A 15,854-nucleotide genomic window follows, 5' to 3' on the forward strand; every position below is an offset into this window, starting at 1 on the left:
TCTCTTAATTTAGGTTGATAATAAGTTAATTACAATTTTTTGCTAAGGCATAACCTCGTTGGGCTTTGCTTAAATCATAAAATGCTACGTCTACTAAATTTAGCTTTTGTAAAAGTAAAAATAAATCTGCTTTTTCACCTTTTTTTAATTCTAGTTCAATTTCACAAATTCTCTCTTTTACTGTTCCCGCACAAATCCACCCTAAATCTAATGCAATTTCAATTTCACTACAATTAGGCATTTTAACTAACCATATAGTACGATGAAAATCTGTAGAAAAAACTGGTAATAAGGGTAGATTTATCCAGTCAAACTCTAGATTGTACTTTTTCACTAACTTGTTAAGATCTGGAGTGGAATCAGTTAAAGCGATATTATATTCAGAACGAATGTGTAATCCATTTTCTACTTCACCATTTGTTTTTAACGTTAATTCAAACTGTTGATTTTTTCCCCTAACTCTTAACCCCATTTTATGACTAGCAAAAAAATTATCCGCAGTATCATAATAACAATTAGTCAAAAATTGTTCTTCCTTTTGTAAAAAAGCAAATGAATCCATTTTTTTAATAAAATCGACCGCACTTTCTTCCGTTATCAACAATTTTAATTCAATTTCGTTCATTTCAAAAAACTCTTTTAAATCAATAATAATATTATTTTATAATGCCATGTGAATAATGATAAATATAACAATATTATGCTCTAAATCATCTTTTTTTCGATTAATTTATGAATTATTTTAAAAAATAAGGTAATATGCTCGCAGAAATTACTACTACCATTTATAAGGAGTTTGTTATGGCAGTCAATCATATTTTAGGATTATTTGCTCATTCCCCTCTGAAGCCATTACAGCGGCACTCAAATAAAGTAACAGAATGCTGTAATTTGTTAGTGGCATTTTTTGAGCACACATTTTCTGGAGATTGGGAAAAAGCTGAAGAAGTGCGGTATAAAATTTCAGAAACTGAACGTCGTGCAGACAGTTTAAAACGTGAAATTCGATTAAAATTACCACGCGGTTTATTTATGCCAATTGACCGTGTCGATCTACTCGAACTAGTGACCCAACAAGATAAACTTGCTAATTATTCCAAAGACATCGCTGGAAGAATGATTGGACGTCAATTTTCTTTTCCTGAAGAAATGAAAGAGGATTTTATGAAATTTGTTCGTCGTAACTTAGATGCAGCGAAACAAGCTAATAAAGTTATCAATGAAATGGATAAATTGCTAGAAACAGGTTTCAAAGGTCGTGAATTAGATTTAGTAAATGACATGATTCAAGCTTTAGATGATATTGAAGATGATACTGATCATATGCAAATTCAATTACGCCAAATGTTACGTAAAGTAGAAGATCAATACAATCCAGTTGATGTTATCTTTTTGTATCAAATCTTAGAATGGGTTGGAGTTGTTGCTGACCAAGCACAACGTGTAGGTTCTCGCATTGAGTTAATGTTAGCTCGCTCATAATTTTGTCATCATAAAGGATTAAACAATGGAAATTATTCAAGAATATGGCACATTACTTGTCCTAGTTACTGCAGTATTCGGTTTTTTTATGGCATTTGGTGTAGGAGCAAATGATGTATCAAATGCGATGGGAACATCTGTTGGTTCTGGAACGATTACAGCTAAACAAGCAATTTTCATCGCAATGATTTTTGAATCTGCTGGTGCATATCTAGCAGGTGGAGAAGTAACAGAAACAATCAAAAGCGGTGTAATTAATCCAATGGAGTTTGTTGCTAATCCAGAAATTTTAGCTTTAGGCATGATGGCAGCTCTATTTTCATCTGGCTTATGGTTATTAATTGCTTCTAAAATGGGTTGGCCTGTTTCAACTACTCATACAATTATTGGGGCAATTGTCGGTTTTGCTTGCGTAACTGTTGGCAAACAGGCCGTTGACTGGAGCGAAATTCGTAATATTGTAGGTAGCTGGTTTATCACACCTGTAATCGCAGGAATTGTCGCTTATGGAATATTTTTCAGTACACAAAAATTAATTTTTGATACAGAAAAACCACTGGAGAATGCTCAAAAATTTGGTCCTTACTACATGGGCTGTACTATATTAATTTTATCCTTGGTCACAATGACAAAAGGTCTTAAACACGTTGGATTACATTTAACTGGTTTTGAAACAGCTATTATTTCTACTATCCTTGCTGGGATTTCTGTGGTTGCAAGCTACTTCTACTTTCGTAGTGAGAAGTTTGCACAAACAATAAGATCTGGAACTTTCGGTGGAGTAGAAAAAATATTCAGCATTCTAATGTTATTGACTGCTTGTGCAATGGCATTTGCCCATGGTTCAAATGATGTTGCTAATGCTATTGGTCCTCTTTCTGCCGTAGTTTCTATTGTAGACAATGGTGGTGAAATTATGGCTAGAAGTCCGCTTGCTTGGTGGATTTTACCGTTAGGCGCAGCTGGAATTGCTCTTGGCTTAATCGTGATGGGATACAAAGTAATGGCGACTATAGGTACAGGAATTACCGATCTCACTCCAAGCCGTGGTTTTGCAGCTCAATTTGCTACTGCTATCACTGTAGTTTTAGCATCAGGAACGGGATTACCAATTTCTACTACTCAGACACTCGTAGGAGCAATTTTAGGTATTGGTTTTGCTCGAGGTATTGCAGCTCTTAATCTCTCTGTAATCCGTAATATTGTTGCTTCTTGGATAATCACTTTACCTGTAGGTGCTTTTCTTGCTGTAATTATTTTCTATATACTCAAAGCTATTTTTACTTAGAAAACGCTTAATTAAAAATAGCTAAGGTCTTAAATTTTTAAAACCACTCAAATTTTGAGTGGTTTTTCTTAGTCTCTATTATTTTTACAATGCCTTCAATATATCCTCTACACGTTCCTTAGCATCACCAAAAAGCATCTGTGTATTGTCTTTGAAAAATAATGGATTTTGCACCCCTGCGTAGCCAACCGCCATTGAGCGTTTGAACACAATTACATTCGCAGCTTTCCACACTTCTAATACTGGCATACCTGCAATCGGGCTATTTGGATCATCCATAGCCGCAGGATTTACAGTATCATTCGCACCAATAACTAAAACTACATCTGTTTCTGCAAAATCGTCGTTAATTTCGTCCATTTCTAGCACTACATCATAAGGTACTTTTGCCTCTGCGAGTAATACGTTCATATGTCCAGGCAAACGCCCTGCCACAGGGTGAATACCAAAACGAACATTTACACCACGCTCACGTAATTTCTGCGTAATTTCAGCAACAGGATATTGGGCTTGAGCTACAGCCATTCCGTAGCCAGGTGTAATTATAACAGAACTTGCATTTTTTAACATTTCAGCAACTTCTTCTGCAGTAGTTTCTCGATGCTCTCCCTGCTCTTCATCACTAGATATTTGAACATCATTACCAAATCCACCTGCAATGACACTAATAAAAGAGCGGTTCATTGCTTTGCACATGATATACGATAAAATCGCCCCAGATGATCCAACTAAAGCCCCTGTTACTATCAATAGATCATTACTTAACATAAAGCCCGCAGCAGCTGCTGCCCAACCAGAATACGAATTAAGCATTGATACTACAACTGGCATATCAGCACCGCCAATTGATGCCACTAAATGCCAACCAAATGCTAGTGCAATAATCGTCATTAATAAAACAGGGAAAATGTTATCAGGTGAGTTTAAAAAAGCTACCATTAATAACAGAGATACAATTACAGCCGTCAAATTAAGTTTATGACGATGTGGTAGCATTAAGGCTTTAGAATTGATAATACCACGCAATTTACCAAATGCTACGATTGATCCAGTAAAAGTTACTGCTCCAATGAAAATCCCCAAAAACACTTCCACATTATGAATATTAGTTAATACTGCTTGCTCAGCATAATACTTAGCTTTAGCAGCATTCATCATTTCTCCACTAATTCCATCAGGAGCAGTAAATGGAGTAATATCGTGTAAACCAAAACTATTAAAACCGACTAAGACTGCTGCCAACCCAACAAAGCTATGTAAAATTGCTACTAACTCTGGCATTTCTGTCATTTCTACTTTTAATGCACGATGAATACCAATAGTAGCTCCAATTATCATTGCAACAATGATCCACCCTTGACCATCTGTATTGTGGCTAAAAATAGTTGCAACTAATGCAATAGCCATACCTACAATGCCATATAGGCAACCCGCTTTAGCAGTTTCATGTTTAGAAAGACCTGCCAAGCTCATAATGAAAAGTAATGCCGATATAATATATGCAGCTTGTACTAAACCTTCAGACATCATTTACTCCTTAACCTTTTCTAAACATCGCGAGCATACGCTGTGTAACTTTAAAACCACCAAAAATATTGATCGCGGCCACTAAAATCGCTATAAACGCCAAAATACTAATAAATGAATTACCCTTAGCAATTTGTAACACGGCTCCGACAATAATAATTCCTGAAATTGCATTAGTTACTGACATAAGAGGTGTATGTAAGGCATGTGTAACATTCCACACTACGTAATAACCAACTACACAAGCTAGCACAAATACAGTAAAGTGAGATAGAAATGCGGCAGGCATCACCGAACCCAACCATAGAAATAACATAGCAACTACTGCCATTACAGCATATTTAATATTGGGATTTACTGGCTTTGTTTCTTTCTTCTCAGTAACAAGTGCGGTCGGTTTTTGTTGCGGTTGTGCAGATACTTGAATAGGTGGAGCTGGCCATGTAACTTCTCCATCTCGAATCACAGTTACACCACGCAGTACTACATCATCAAAATTAATATCAATATTACCATCTTTTTCTTTACATAGTAATTTCAATAAATTAACTAAGTTTGTACCATAAAGTTGAGAAGATTGTGTTGGTAAACGACTTGGTAAATCAGTATATCCAATAACTTTCACTTGATTGCTAGTAATTACTACCTCACCAGCCTTAGAATATTCACAATTACCACCTGTTGCCGCAGCTAAATCAACAATAACTGATCCTGGCTTCATTGAATCAACCATTTCTTTAGTAATCAAACGTGGAGCAGGTTTACCTGGTATTAATGCAGTAGTGATAATAATATCCACTTCTTTTGCTTGTTCAGCATAAAGTGCTAAAGCCCGTCGGTTGAATTCTTCAGACATGACTTTAGCATAGCCATCTCCACTCCCACCTTCCTCTTTAAAATCTAATTCAAGGAATGATGCCCCCATACTTTCTACTTGCTCTTTAACTTCTGGACGAGAATCAAACGCACGTACAATGGCACCTAAACTATTTGCAGCTCCAATAGCTGCTAAGCCTGCAACTCCCGCACCAATTACCAACACTTTAGCTGGTGGAACTTTACCTGCGGCTGTAATTTGCCCTGTAAAAAAACTACCAAATTCATGAGCTGCTTCCACAACCGCACGATACCCTGCAATATTCGCCATTGAGCTTAATGCGTCTAGTGATTGAGCTCTTGAAATACGAGGTACAGCATCCATTGCTAATACATTAATTTTTTTAGCAGATAACTTTTTCATTAACTCAGTATTTTGAGCTGGGTAAATAAAACTGACTAAAGTTGCTCCATCTTTAATCATTGCAATTTCATCATCTGTCGGGGCATTTACTTTAAATATAATATCAGCACTGTAGACTTCTTCTGCGGTGCCAACTTTCGCTCCAGCATCAATAAACGCATTGTTTTCAAAACTAGCTTTAAAACCAGCGTCCTGTTCAATAATTACGTCAAAACCTAGTTTTAAAATTTGCTGAACCGTCTTCGGCGTCGCTGCCACACGACTTTCACTATCTAGCCGCTCTCTTGGTACACCAATTAACATAATGTTTCCTTCAAAATTGGTTAATAATAATTTGAGCAATAAGAAATGCTCACCCATAAAAAATATGACTATTGTCAAATCTGTTTAACTCTATCACTAATTAAGTAAAATTAAAAAATTTTTACCTAATTTTTGTACCTCTCAATTAAATAAATGAAACTAATTAAATTTATCCAGTTATTTTAAATAAAAAACAGTACAATGTTACCCCTGAAATAACTTTGAAGGACTATTTATTATGCAACTACCACCATTAGAATCAGCCGTGTTAATTCGTCGTTACAAACGTTTTTTAGCTGATATAGAATTACTCAACGGTGACATACGCACTATTCATTGTGCAAATACAGGTGCAATGACAGGGTGTGGCGAAAAAGGTGATATTATTTGGTATTCAAACTCTAATAGTCAAACAAGGAAGTATCCTCAATCTTGGGAATTAACTCAATTACAAAACGGGCAAATGGTGTGTATTAACACTCATAGATCAAATCAATTAACTTTAGAAGCGTTACAAAATAAAGTTATTAAGGAACTTGCAGACTATGACGAGATTTTACCTGAAGTAAAATATGGCACAGAAAATAGTCGCATTGATTTTCTATTGAAAGGAAAAAACTTGCCTGACTGCTACTTAGAAGTTAAATCAGTTACACTAGTAAAAAATTCTCTTGGCATGTTTCCTGATGCTGTCACTACTAGAGGACAAAAACACTTACGTGAATTAATAGCGATGAAACAGCAAGGCTATAGAGCTGTAATTTTTTTTGCTGGTCTACATGACGGTTTTAATCAATTTAAAATTGCTGAATATATTGATCCTGAATATGCAAAATTACTACAAAAAGCTATTCATCAAGGTGTTGAGGTTTATGCTTATGCAGGAAAGTTTGAATTTTCACACGACAAACCGACCGCACTTTTCCTGACAAACTCAGTGCCTTACCTTAAATAAGGTAAATTTAAAATATTTTGAGAATTATTTTCATTAAATTATTGACATCATTATTGAGAAGCATTATCATCTAAACCGTTAAAACAATAATAGGTAATCACTCCAACATTTTTCAGCGTCTCTCCCCCCACAAAAGAGACGCTGCTTTTTTTGTTATAAAAAAAGCCACAACAAGTGTGGCTCATCTATTATTTTAGAATGAATTAAAGCTTATCAGCATTTTGTTTTAAATATTTTGCAACACCTTCAGGGTTGTCTTTCATTCCTTCTTTCCCTTTTTCCCATTGAGCAGGACAAACATCACCATGTTCTTCATGGAATTGCAATGCATCAACCATGCGTAACATTTCATCAATATTGCGACCTAATGGAAGATCGTTAACTACTTGGTGACGCACGATTCCATTTTTGTCGATTAAGAAAGATGCACGTAAAGCTACACCAGCTTCTGGATGCTCAATACCAAATGCTTGTGCAATTTCGTGCTTAACGTCTGCAACTAAAGCATATTGAACTTGACCGATACCACCTTTATCTGTTTCAGTATTACGCCATGCGTTATGAGTATATTGTGAATCAATAGATACACCTACAACTTCCACACCACGAGCTTGAAACTCTTTGTAACGATGATCAAATGCAATTAACTCTGAAGGGCAAACAAAAGTAAAGTCTAATGGGTAGAAAAACACAACTGCCGCTTTACCAGAAATATGTTTTTTGAAGTTAAAATTATCAACAATTTCACCATTTCCTAATACTGCAGCAGCGTTAAAATCAGGTGCTTGACGAGTTACTAATACCATATAAATCTCCTGTAAAAAACGATTTTAAATTACGCCATCTTGTAGATAAATCGCTACAAAATAGTGGCTGTATTTTATGAAAATTAATCATGCTTGAATAGTTGTTTTTGTCTATTAAATTAATTATTCTAATTAAAAAAATAAAAAAGAGAATTTTTATGAAAAAATCATACTCTATGCAAACTCAATTAATCCATAGTGGACGTAATAGAAAATGGACAATGGGCAGCGTAAATCCAGTCATTCAAAGAGCATCCTCTTTAGTATTTAATTCTATAGAAGAAAAAAATCAAGCAACACAGAATCGGGCTAACAAAGCATTATTTTATGGACGGAGAGGGACACTCACACATTTTGCTTTGCAAGATTTAATGTGTGATCTAGAAGGCGGAGCGGGCTGTTATTTATATCCGTGTGGAGCTGCTGCGGTTACAAATAGTATACTATCTTTCGTAGCTACTGGTGATCATATTTTAATGAGTGGAGCCGCCTATGAGCCAACACAAGATTTTTGTAATGTTATTTTACAAAAAATAGGAGTATCCACTACTTATTATGATCCCCTTGATTGTGAGAATATTATCGACTTGATTCAATCAAATACTAAGGTTGTTTTTTTAGAATCTCCTAGTTCTCTTACAATGGAAGTTCCTGATGTGCCAGCTATTGTAAAAAAAGTGCGGTCAAAAAATCCCAATATTGTGATTATGATGGATAACACTTGGAGTGCTGGGCTGTTTTTTAACCCACTTCAGTATGACGTAGATATTTCTATCCAAGCTGGAACAAAATATTTAGTAGGACATTCTGATTCAATGATTGGTACGGCTGTATCAAATAAGCGGTGCTGGAATCAATTACGAGAACATTCTTATTTGATGGGACAAATGGTTGATGCTGATACCGCTTACAATACAGCAAAAGGAATCCGCACTTTAGCATTACGTCTACGACAACATGAAGAAAACAGTATAAAAATAGCTCAATGGTTAAGTCAGCGATCTGAAGTAAAAGCAGTATACCATCCTGCTCTACCAAGTTGCCCTGGTCATGAAAATTTTAAACAAACTTTCACTGGAGCAAGCGGTTTATTTTCTTTCGAATTAAAGCAAAAACTCACCACACTTCAGTTAGAAAATTTTATGAATCATTTTGAGCTGTTTAGTATGGCATATTCATGGGGAGGATTTGAATCTTTAATTTTGTACAATCAACCTGAAGAAATCTCTAAAATTCGCCCTAATATTAAGCGTAAAATCACTGGTACACTAGTCCGTATTCATGTGGGACTAGAAAATGTTGACGAACTTATTGCTGACCTTAAAGCAGGATTTGAAAGATTACTATAGATATATTGATAGAAGAGTCGCATAAAAAGCGGTAGCTTTTTATAATTCGCAGATTTAAATATATTATCTCACTTGGCTTTCAGAGTAACTTATTCAATTTTTTCTATTAAAAAAGGCGGAATAACCGCCTTTTTTGACAATGTTAATAACTTTTAGTTATTCATCAATAGTTCGCAGTAATTCATTAATTCCTACTTTTCCAAGTGTTTTTGCATCAACTTTCTTAACAATAACTGCACAGTAAAGACTATATTTACCATCTTTTGATGGTAGGCTACCTGAAACCACTACCGAACCAGCTGGTACACGACCATAAAAAATTTCGCCCGTCTCTCGATCATAGATTTTAGTACTTTGTCCGATGAACACGCCCATCGAAATTACACAGCCATCTTCAACAATTACGCCCTCTACAATTTCTGATCTTGCACCAATGAAGCAATTATCACCGATAATTGTAGGATTAGCTTGTAAAGGTTCTAATACACCGCCAATCCCTACACCACCTGATAGATGTACATTTTTTCCAATTTGAGCACAAGATCCTACCGTTGCCCAAGTATCCACCATACTACCTTCGCCAACATAGGCTCCCACATTTACATAAGATGGCATCAAAACAACATTTTTAGCGATAAAAGCACCTTTACGGACAGTAGCCGATGGAACAACTCTAAAACCTTCTTGCTGAAAACGCTCTTCAGTATAATCTGCAAATTTTAACGGCACTTTGTCATAATACTTAGTTTCGGCACCATCAACTATTTGATTATCTTTAATACGAAAAGATAAAAGCACGGCTTTCTTTAACCATTGATTAGTAACCCAATTACCATCAATCTTTTCAGCAACACGATATTTTCCACTATCTAGCCCTTCTAACACTGTTTCCACCGCTACTCGAGTCTGTTCATCAACAGTTTTTGGTGTAATTTCAGCACGGCGTTCAAAAGCCGATTCAATAATAGATTGTAAACTTGACATATTTCCTTCCCTATAAAATGTTTACTCTAGTTCTCAGACTATTCTACACATGCACCATAAAAAAATAAACTGAAATATAACACAAGTAGTACAACACATTATCTTCTATAAACTTGTTGCAAGTGTTTACCGCACTTCTAGTTGTACTGCTTCAAATAACTTTTTGACAGCCATATTATCACGTAATTTTTCTGCTTGCTCAACTAACGGACGCGTTAAATGAGGTGAAAAATGATTAATAAAATCATACATGTAATTACGTAAAAAAATACTATGCTTAAAAGCAATTTGGGTCATACTGGGACGAAACAAATGTATGGCTGGAATCGATACTAAATCAAAATCGCTATCAGCATATGCCATAGATGCCATAATTCCTACGCCTAACCCTAAACGTACATAAGTTTTGATTACGTCTGCATCTGTTGCAGTAAGCACGATATTCGGCAATAGTCCCGCATTATTAAAAGCATAGTCTAAATCTGAACTTCCAGTAAATCCAAAGGTATAAGTGACTAAAGGATAGTTAGCTAATTCTTCAATAGTTAAACATTGGATCTTTGTAAGAGGATGCTCTTTTGGCACAATAACTGAACGGTTCCACATGTAACATGGTAACAAAATAACATCATCAAACAAATATTGCGCTTCTGTAGCAATTGCAAGATCAACTTCATCAGCAAGCAATGCATCATAAATCTGAGTCGGTGATCCTTGATGAATATGCAAACTAACTTCAGGATAACGCTTAGAAAAACGTTCTATCACCGAAGGTAAAACATAACGAGCTTGTGTATTGGTTGTAGCGATTCGTAATATACCTTTATTCGGTTGAGTATATTCGCTTGCTACAGACTTAATACTTTGTACTTTTACCAATAACTCGCGAGAAATTGAGACTATTTTTTTCCCAGCAGGAGTAAGCGATTTAATATGCTTACCATTACGCTCAAAAATCTCTAATCCAAGTTCATCTTCAAGCAGACGAACTTGTTTACTGATACCTGGTTGCGAAGTAAATAATGTATGTGCAGCTTCTGTCACATTTAAGTTTTGATTAACTATTTCAACAATATAACGTAGCTGTTGTATTTTCATAAATACTCCTAAAATGAACCGCACTTTATTATTTTGCTTATTTAATGCGACTAGATTCTACTGTTTTTTATAACGTTTCGTTAATTCTTGATAACGTTTAACTGCTTTACGTATTTGTCCTGTTTTTGGACGACGTTGTTTAGTTAAATCCAATTTACTCTGTGTTTCTGCTGGTAGTCCAACTAATTCACGTAAATAATTCACATTTTCTAAATTCATTTCCTCCCAGCCACCTCGTGGCAATGATTTCATTAGTCGGATATTACCGTAACGAATACGAATTAAGCGACTAACTTGAATTCCTTGGGATTCCCACAAACGTCTAACTTCTCTATTTCTACCTTCTGTTAATACCACATCAAACCATTGATTAATCCCCATTCCACCAACAGCTTTGATTGTTTTAAAATTTGCTAATCCATCTTCTAACTGGACACCTTTTTTCAAACGATTTAACATTGCATCGTCTACTTGACCGAATACTCGCACAGAATATTCTCGTTCTACTTCCATGCTTGGATGCATTAAACGATTTGCCAATTCACCATCAGTAGTAAATAATAATAAGCCTGAAGTATTGATGTCTAATCGCCCGACTGCAATCCAACGAGATCCAGTTAATTTTGGTAATCGATCAAACACTGTTGCTCTTCCCTGAGGATCGTGACGAGTGCAAACCTCTCCCTCTGGTTTATAGTACATTAGTACTCGACAAATATCTTTTTGAGAAGGCGATAAATTCACAATATGCCCATCAATACGAACAACTATTGAGTTGTTAACATCTATACGATCCCCTAAAGTTGCAACTTTTCCATTAACACTGATACGTCCTGCTTCAATCATTGTTTCTATTTCTCGTCTAGCTCCTTGACCTGCTCTAGCTAGCACTTTTTGCAGCTTTTCACCTTTGATTGTCGCACTTAAAGCTTCTGATTTTCGTGTTGATTTAGCGATTTTAAGTTTACTTACACTTTGGGACTGTTTTTCTGCCGACTTGCCTGTCTTCCCAGACGAATTAAATTGTTTTGAATTTAACTTTTTAGGGATAGATTTGGTTTTATATGTCTTCATTTTTTTCTCCGTCGCTTTCACAAGCGTCTTATTATTCATTAAATAAAGGGGGTAATTGGGCCACTACCTTCTCGCAAAATAACTGGCGTATCTTCGGTCAGATCAACTACTGTTGTTGGTCTCTGATCTAAGTAGCCCCCATGAATTATCAATTCTACCTGATGTTCTAAACGTTCTCTAATTTCTTCTGGATCAGACTGAGTGATATATTCCTCACCTGGTAGCATCAATGAACAAGACAAGATCGGCTCGCCTAATTCTTTCAATAAATCCAGTGCAATTTGATTATTGGGAACTCGTATACCAATCGTCTTTCGCTTCGATGTCATCAAACGACGTGGCAGCTCTTTAGTTGCGGTGAGGATAAAAGTATAACTTCCTGGTGTATTATTTTTAATTAGACGATACGCTCGATTAGTTACTAGTGAATAAGTAGATAATTCTGATAAATCACTACAAACTAAAGTAAAATTATGTCCCTCTGGTAACTTACGAATTGCGACGATACGATCCATAGCATGTTTATTTCCCAACATACAGCCTAAAGCGTAACCCGAGTCTGTTGGATAAACAATCACTCCTCCTTTACGCAAAATCTCAACTGCCTGATGAATCAAGCGTACTTGAGGATTTTCCTGATGAATATAAAAAAATTGACTCATAGTCATGCTCCCCTGATTATATTGCTACATTATAACAATAAACTTTATATACTTACTCTAAATAATGATTTTTCTACGCTAAATATGATAACCCAAAACGATATAGAGCATTTTTTTTACAATCGTAAAGCTCGGCAACAATAGCGGCAGCTTTTTTAAGTGGCAATTCCTGTGCAATTAAACGTAAGGCTTTTTCTGCTTGTGGAGAAATTTCTTGTTCTTCAGAACTTGTTTTACCTTCAACTACTAAAACGATTTCGCCCTTTATCCGATTGGGTTCTTCTTCTAACCATTTACGCAAATCACCAAGACAATCTCCATGCACTGATTCCCAAGTTTTAGTCATTTCTCTCGCTAACACAATATAGCGTTCTGCTCCAAAAATCTTTTCCATATCAACCAGCGTATTTAAAATGCGATGAGTTGACTCATAAAAAATCAAAGTGCGGTCTTCTTTTGCAAGATTTTTTAGCCTATCACAACGTGCTTTCTCTTTCGCTGGCAAAAAACCTTCAAAACAAAATCTGTCAGAGGCAATACCAGATACGCATAAAGCACTAATGGCAGCACAAGCTCCTGGCAGTGGAATCACTTTAATACCTTCTTGACGACATTTTCTCACCAAATGGAATCCTGGATCACTAATCAAAGGTGTTCCAGCATCAGAAATTAACGCAACATTCATACCCTGCTTTAATTTATCTACTAATAATGCCGTTCTCTGTTGTTCATTATGATCATGTAGAGAAAAAAAAGCTTTTTTTATCCCATAATAATTTAACAGCAATCCACTATGGCGAGTATCTTCGGCAGCAATTAAATCTACTTCGCTAAAAATAGTTAACGCCCGTTGAGTTATATCTTGCAAATTTCCTATCGGTGTAGCAACAATATACAAGTTTCCTATTGATTTATTCATTTTTTAACGTCTTTTATTTGCTTTTAATTATTGAGATAAGTAAGATCTCTATAATTGTTCTTAGTAATGGAGTCATTATGCCTATTTTATTACAACCCATAAATTTAAAAAATCGATTAATCCTTTTTTTATTAATTCTTTTTCTTAGCGGCTGTACTCATTTAAGTTTGTTTGACAGTGCATTTACTAATGTTTTAAAAAATGATGCCAATGCAAACTCTGATTTTTACCTCAATAAAATTGCACAAACTCAAAATCTAGAAGATAAGCAAACTTATAAATTACTTGCAGCTCGAGTGTTAGTCACTGAAAATAAAATTTTGCAAGCTGAAGCCTTGTTAAATGAGTTAAACAATCTAAAACCAGAACAATTATTAGATAAAACTCTCGTTGAATCTCATATTTTAGCTATCAAAAAGAATAACAAAATAGCAGAAAATAATCTAAAAACTATTAATTTATCTTCATTGAGCAATTCACAAAAATCTCGTTACTATCTTATCGTTGCTCGCATTGCAGAAAACCGTAATCAGCCCATTGAAGCAGTAAAAGCTCGAATCATAGTAGATAATTTTTTGACTGATAATCAACGAAAACAGCAAAATAATGACCGCACTTGGGCGTTGCTACGCAAAACCAATAAGGGTGTTATAGCCAATGCTCAAGCAGAAGGTAACATCGCTCTAGGTGGTTGGCTGGCTCTCACTAAAACGTACAATGATAATATTAATCAGCCAGCAACTTTGATACAGTCATTACAACAATGGCGAAATCTCTATCCAAATCACACTGCCGCTTACTTGTTCCCAACTGAATTAAAAGGATTATTTGATTTTAAACCAACAGGTTTTAATCAAGTTGCTTTATTGCTACCTCTCAGTGGAAATGGTCAACAAATTGGACAAATAATTAAGCAAGGGTTTGATGACGCTCGAGGAGCTTCACCTGTTCAAATTCAAGTATTTGATACTATCACAACACCAATAGATAGTATTATGACTCAAATTAAACAACAAGGAATCACTGCTGTAGTGGGACCATTACTGAAAAAAAATGTCGATACCCTTTTAAATGAACCCCAATTAGTACAAGGACTCAATATATTAGCTTTAAATTCAACTGCAAATTCAAGAGCAGTTGGACAACTTTGCTACTATGGATTGTCTCCTGAAGATGAAGCTGAATCTGCTGCTGATAGAATTTGGCAAGACAATATTCGAAAACCACTACTGATCATGCCTCAAAACGACCTAGGGCAACGTTCTGCTTCCGCTTTCAATGTACGCTGGCAACAACTTTCTGCTACTGATGTAGATACTAAATTTTATAATCAAGCGGAAGATATTATTACCGCACTACAATCAGGTCTAAATGAAACGCAAGCGGTATATATCGTAGCAACGCCAGCACAATTAACAGAACTCAAAACTGTAATTGATAATAACGCACCACACTTAAAACTTTATGCAACATCACGAGTCAATTCGTTTAATAATGGACCAGAATTTCGTTTATTAATGAATGGGCTAACTTTTAGTGATATTCCATTATTCAAAGATATGAACACAGATCAATATAGCCGAATTATTTCATTAACTGGAGGAGATTATTCACTTATGCGTCTTTACGCTATGGGTTCAGATGCATGGTTGTTAATTAATCAGTTTAATGAGTTACGCCAAGTACCTGGTTTTAAAATTGATGGTTTAACTGGTACTTTAAGTGCTGGACCAAATTGCAATATCGAACGCAATATGACTTGGTTTCAGTATCAAAATGCAGCAATTGCGGTATTAAATTACTAATATGAGTTCATCTAGACGCAGTCAAGGGGCGGAGTTTGAACATCAAGCCCGTCTCTTTTTGGAATCAAAAGGATTAACTTTTATTGCCGCTAATCAATATTTTAAGTGTGGTGAACTTGATCTAATTATGCAAGAAGGTGAAACTATTGTCTTTGTTGAAGTTCGCCAACGAAAAAATAATTGCTTTGGCTCAGCTGTAGACAGTGTAGATTGGCAAAAACAGCAAAAATGGCTTGATAGTGCGGCTCTTTGGCTAGCAAAATACGACCGCAGTTTAGAAGACACCGACTGTCGTTTCGATCTCATTGCTTTTGGTAAAAATGCAAATGATATTCAATGGTTTTATAATTTTCTTGATTAAT

General features: G+C 35.5%; 15 protein-coding genes. 6 read left to right on the top strand and 9 right to left on the bottom strand.

Annotated features, from left to right (window positions below):
- Window positions 1-25: 25 nt before the first annotated feature.
- Window positions 26-625 (bottom strand): CYTH domain-containing protein, encoded by a 600-nt coding sequence (locus ACFQ02_RS05965; protein ID WP_380820562.1) that lies wholly within the window; start codon window positions 623-625, stop codon window positions 26-28.
- Between the two features lie 176 nt (window positions 626-801).
- Here ACFQ02_RS05965 and ACFQ02_RS05970 point away from each other — a divergent pair, with 176 nt between their 5' ends.
- Both ACFQ02_RS05970 and ACFQ02_RS05975 read left to right on the top strand, forming a co-directional pair.
- Window positions 802-1,482, top strand: coding sequence for a TIGR00153 family protein (locus ACFQ02_RS05970; protein ID WP_380820565.1), 681 nt, complete (start codon window positions 802-804; stop codon window positions 1,480-1,482).
- A gap of 25 nt (window positions 1,483-1,507) precedes the next feature.
- The gene (locus tag ACFQ02_RS05975; RefSeq protein ID WP_380820568.1) at window positions 1,508-2,770 is read left to right on the top strand and encodes an inorganic phosphate transporter; all 1,263 of its coding nucleotides are present in this window, start codon (window positions 1,508-1,510) and stop codon (window positions 2,768-2,770) included.
- 84 nt (window positions 2,771-2,854) lie between these two features.
- Here ACFQ02_RS05975 and pntB read toward each other — a convergent pair whose 3' ends face one another.
- Together pntB and pntA are read right to left on the bottom strand one after the other, a co-directional pair.
- A complete protein-coding gene (gene pntB, locus ACFQ02_RS05980; protein ID WP_380820571.1) occupies window positions 2,855-4,297 on the bottom strand; it encodes a Re/Si-specific NAD(P)(+) transhydrogenase subunit beta in 1,443 nt (480 codons plus the stop codon).
- 10 nt (window positions 4,298-4,307) lie between these two features.
- Window positions 4,308-5,840 (bottom strand): Re/Si-specific NAD(P)(+) transhydrogenase subunit alpha, encoded by a 1,533-nt coding sequence (gene pntA / locus ACFQ02_RS05985; RefSeq protein WP_380820574.1) that lies wholly within the window; start codon window positions 5,838-5,840, stop codon window positions 4,308-4,310.
- 238 nt (window positions 5,841-6,078) lie between these two features.
- Here pntA and sfsA point away from each other — a divergent pair, with 238 nt between their 5' ends.
- The gene (gene sfsA / locus ACFQ02_RS05990; RefSeq protein WP_380820578.1) at window positions 6,079-6,795 is read left to right on the top strand and encodes a DNA/RNA nuclease SfsA; all 717 of its coding nucleotides are present in this window, start codon (window positions 6,079-6,081) and stop codon (window positions 6,793-6,795) included.
- A gap of 203 nt (window positions 6,796-6,998) precedes the next feature.
- Here the strand turns inward: sfsA and ACFQ02_RS05995 are convergent, their stop codons facing one another.
- Window positions 6,999-7,601, bottom strand: a complete 603-nt coding sequence (locus ACFQ02_RS05995; RefSeq protein ID WP_380820581.1) for a peroxiredoxin C — start codon at window positions 7,599-7,601, stop codon at window positions 6,999-7,001.
- A gap of 176 nt (window positions 7,602-7,777) precedes the next feature.
- Between ACFQ02_RS05995 and metC the strand changes: the two genes are divergently transcribed.
- Window positions 7,778-8,950 (top strand): cystathionine beta-lyase, encoded by a 1,173-nt coding sequence (gene metC, locus ACFQ02_RS06000; protein ID WP_380821008.1) that lies wholly within the window; start codon window positions 7,778-7,780, stop codon window positions 8,948-8,950.
- Between the two features lie 156 nt (window positions 8,951-9,106).
- On the opposite strand, the gene dapD is transcribed toward metC, so the two are convergent.
- The 5 genes from dapD to rsmI all read right to left on the bottom strand — a co-directional run bounded on the left by dapD (window position 9,107) and on the right by rsmI (window position 13,687).
- The gene (dapD, locus tag ACFQ02_RS06005) at window positions 9,107-9,934 is read right to left on the bottom strand and encodes a 2,3,4,5-tetrahydropyridine-2,6-dicarboxylate N-succinyltransferase (RefSeq protein ID WP_380820584.1); all 828 of its coding nucleotides are present in this window, start codon (window positions 9,932-9,934) and stop codon (window positions 9,107-9,109) included.
- 126 nt (window positions 9,935-10,060) lie between these two features.
- The gene (gene cysB / locus ACFQ02_RS06010; RefSeq protein ID WP_380820588.1) at window positions 10,061-11,032 is read right to left on the bottom strand and encodes an HTH-type transcriptional regulator CysB; all 972 of its coding nucleotides are present in this window, start codon (window positions 11,030-11,032) and stop codon (window positions 10,061-10,063) included.
- A 57-nt stretch (window positions 11,033-11,089) separates the two neighbouring features.
- Window positions 11,090-12,082 carry a 23S rRNA pseudouridine(2605) synthase RluB gene (gene rluB, locus ACFQ02_RS06015; RefSeq protein ID WP_380821011.1) on the bottom strand — a complete coding sequence of 331 codons (993 nt, stop codon included), beginning with the start codon at window positions 12,080-12,082 and terminating at the stop codon, window positions 11,090-11,092.
- A 62-nt stretch (window positions 12,083-12,144) separates the two neighbouring features.
- Window positions 12,145-12,768 (bottom strand): L-threonylcarbamoyladenylate synthase, encoded by a 624-nt coding sequence (locus ACFQ02_RS06020; protein WP_380820591.1) that lies wholly within the window; start codon window positions 12,766-12,768, stop codon window positions 12,145-12,147.
- Window positions 12,769-12,841: 73 nt separating this feature from the next.
- Window positions 12,842-13,687: a 16S rRNA (cytidine(1402)-2'-O)-methyltransferase gene (gene rsmI / locus ACFQ02_RS06025; protein WP_380820594.1), complete on the bottom strand. Its 846-nt coding sequence runs from the start codon at window positions 13,685-13,687 to the stop codon at window positions 12,842-12,844.
- A gap of 77 nt (window positions 13,688-13,764) precedes the next feature.
- On the opposite strand from rsmI, the gene ACFQ02_RS06030 reads away from it, so the two are divergent.
- Window positions 13,765-15,492 carry a penicillin-binding protein activator gene (locus ACFQ02_RS06030; protein WP_380820597.1) on the top strand — a complete coding sequence of 576 codons (1,728 nt, stop codon included), beginning with the start codon at window positions 13,765-13,767 and terminating at the stop codon, window positions 15,490-15,492.
- Window position 15,493: 1 nt separating this feature from the next.
- Window positions 15,494-15,853 (top strand): YraN family protein, encoded by a 360-nt coding sequence (locus tag ACFQ02_RS06035; RefSeq protein ID WP_380820600.1) that lies wholly within the window; start codon window positions 15,494-15,496, stop codon window positions 15,851-15,853.
- The last annotated feature ends 1 nt before the right edge of the window (window position 15,854 follow it).

This window comes from Seminibacterium arietis, from assembly GCF_042675725.1.
Taxonomy (GTDB): domain Bacteria; phylum Pseudomonadota; class Gammaproteobacteria; order Enterobacterales; family Pasteurellaceae; genus Seminibacterium; species Seminibacterium arietis.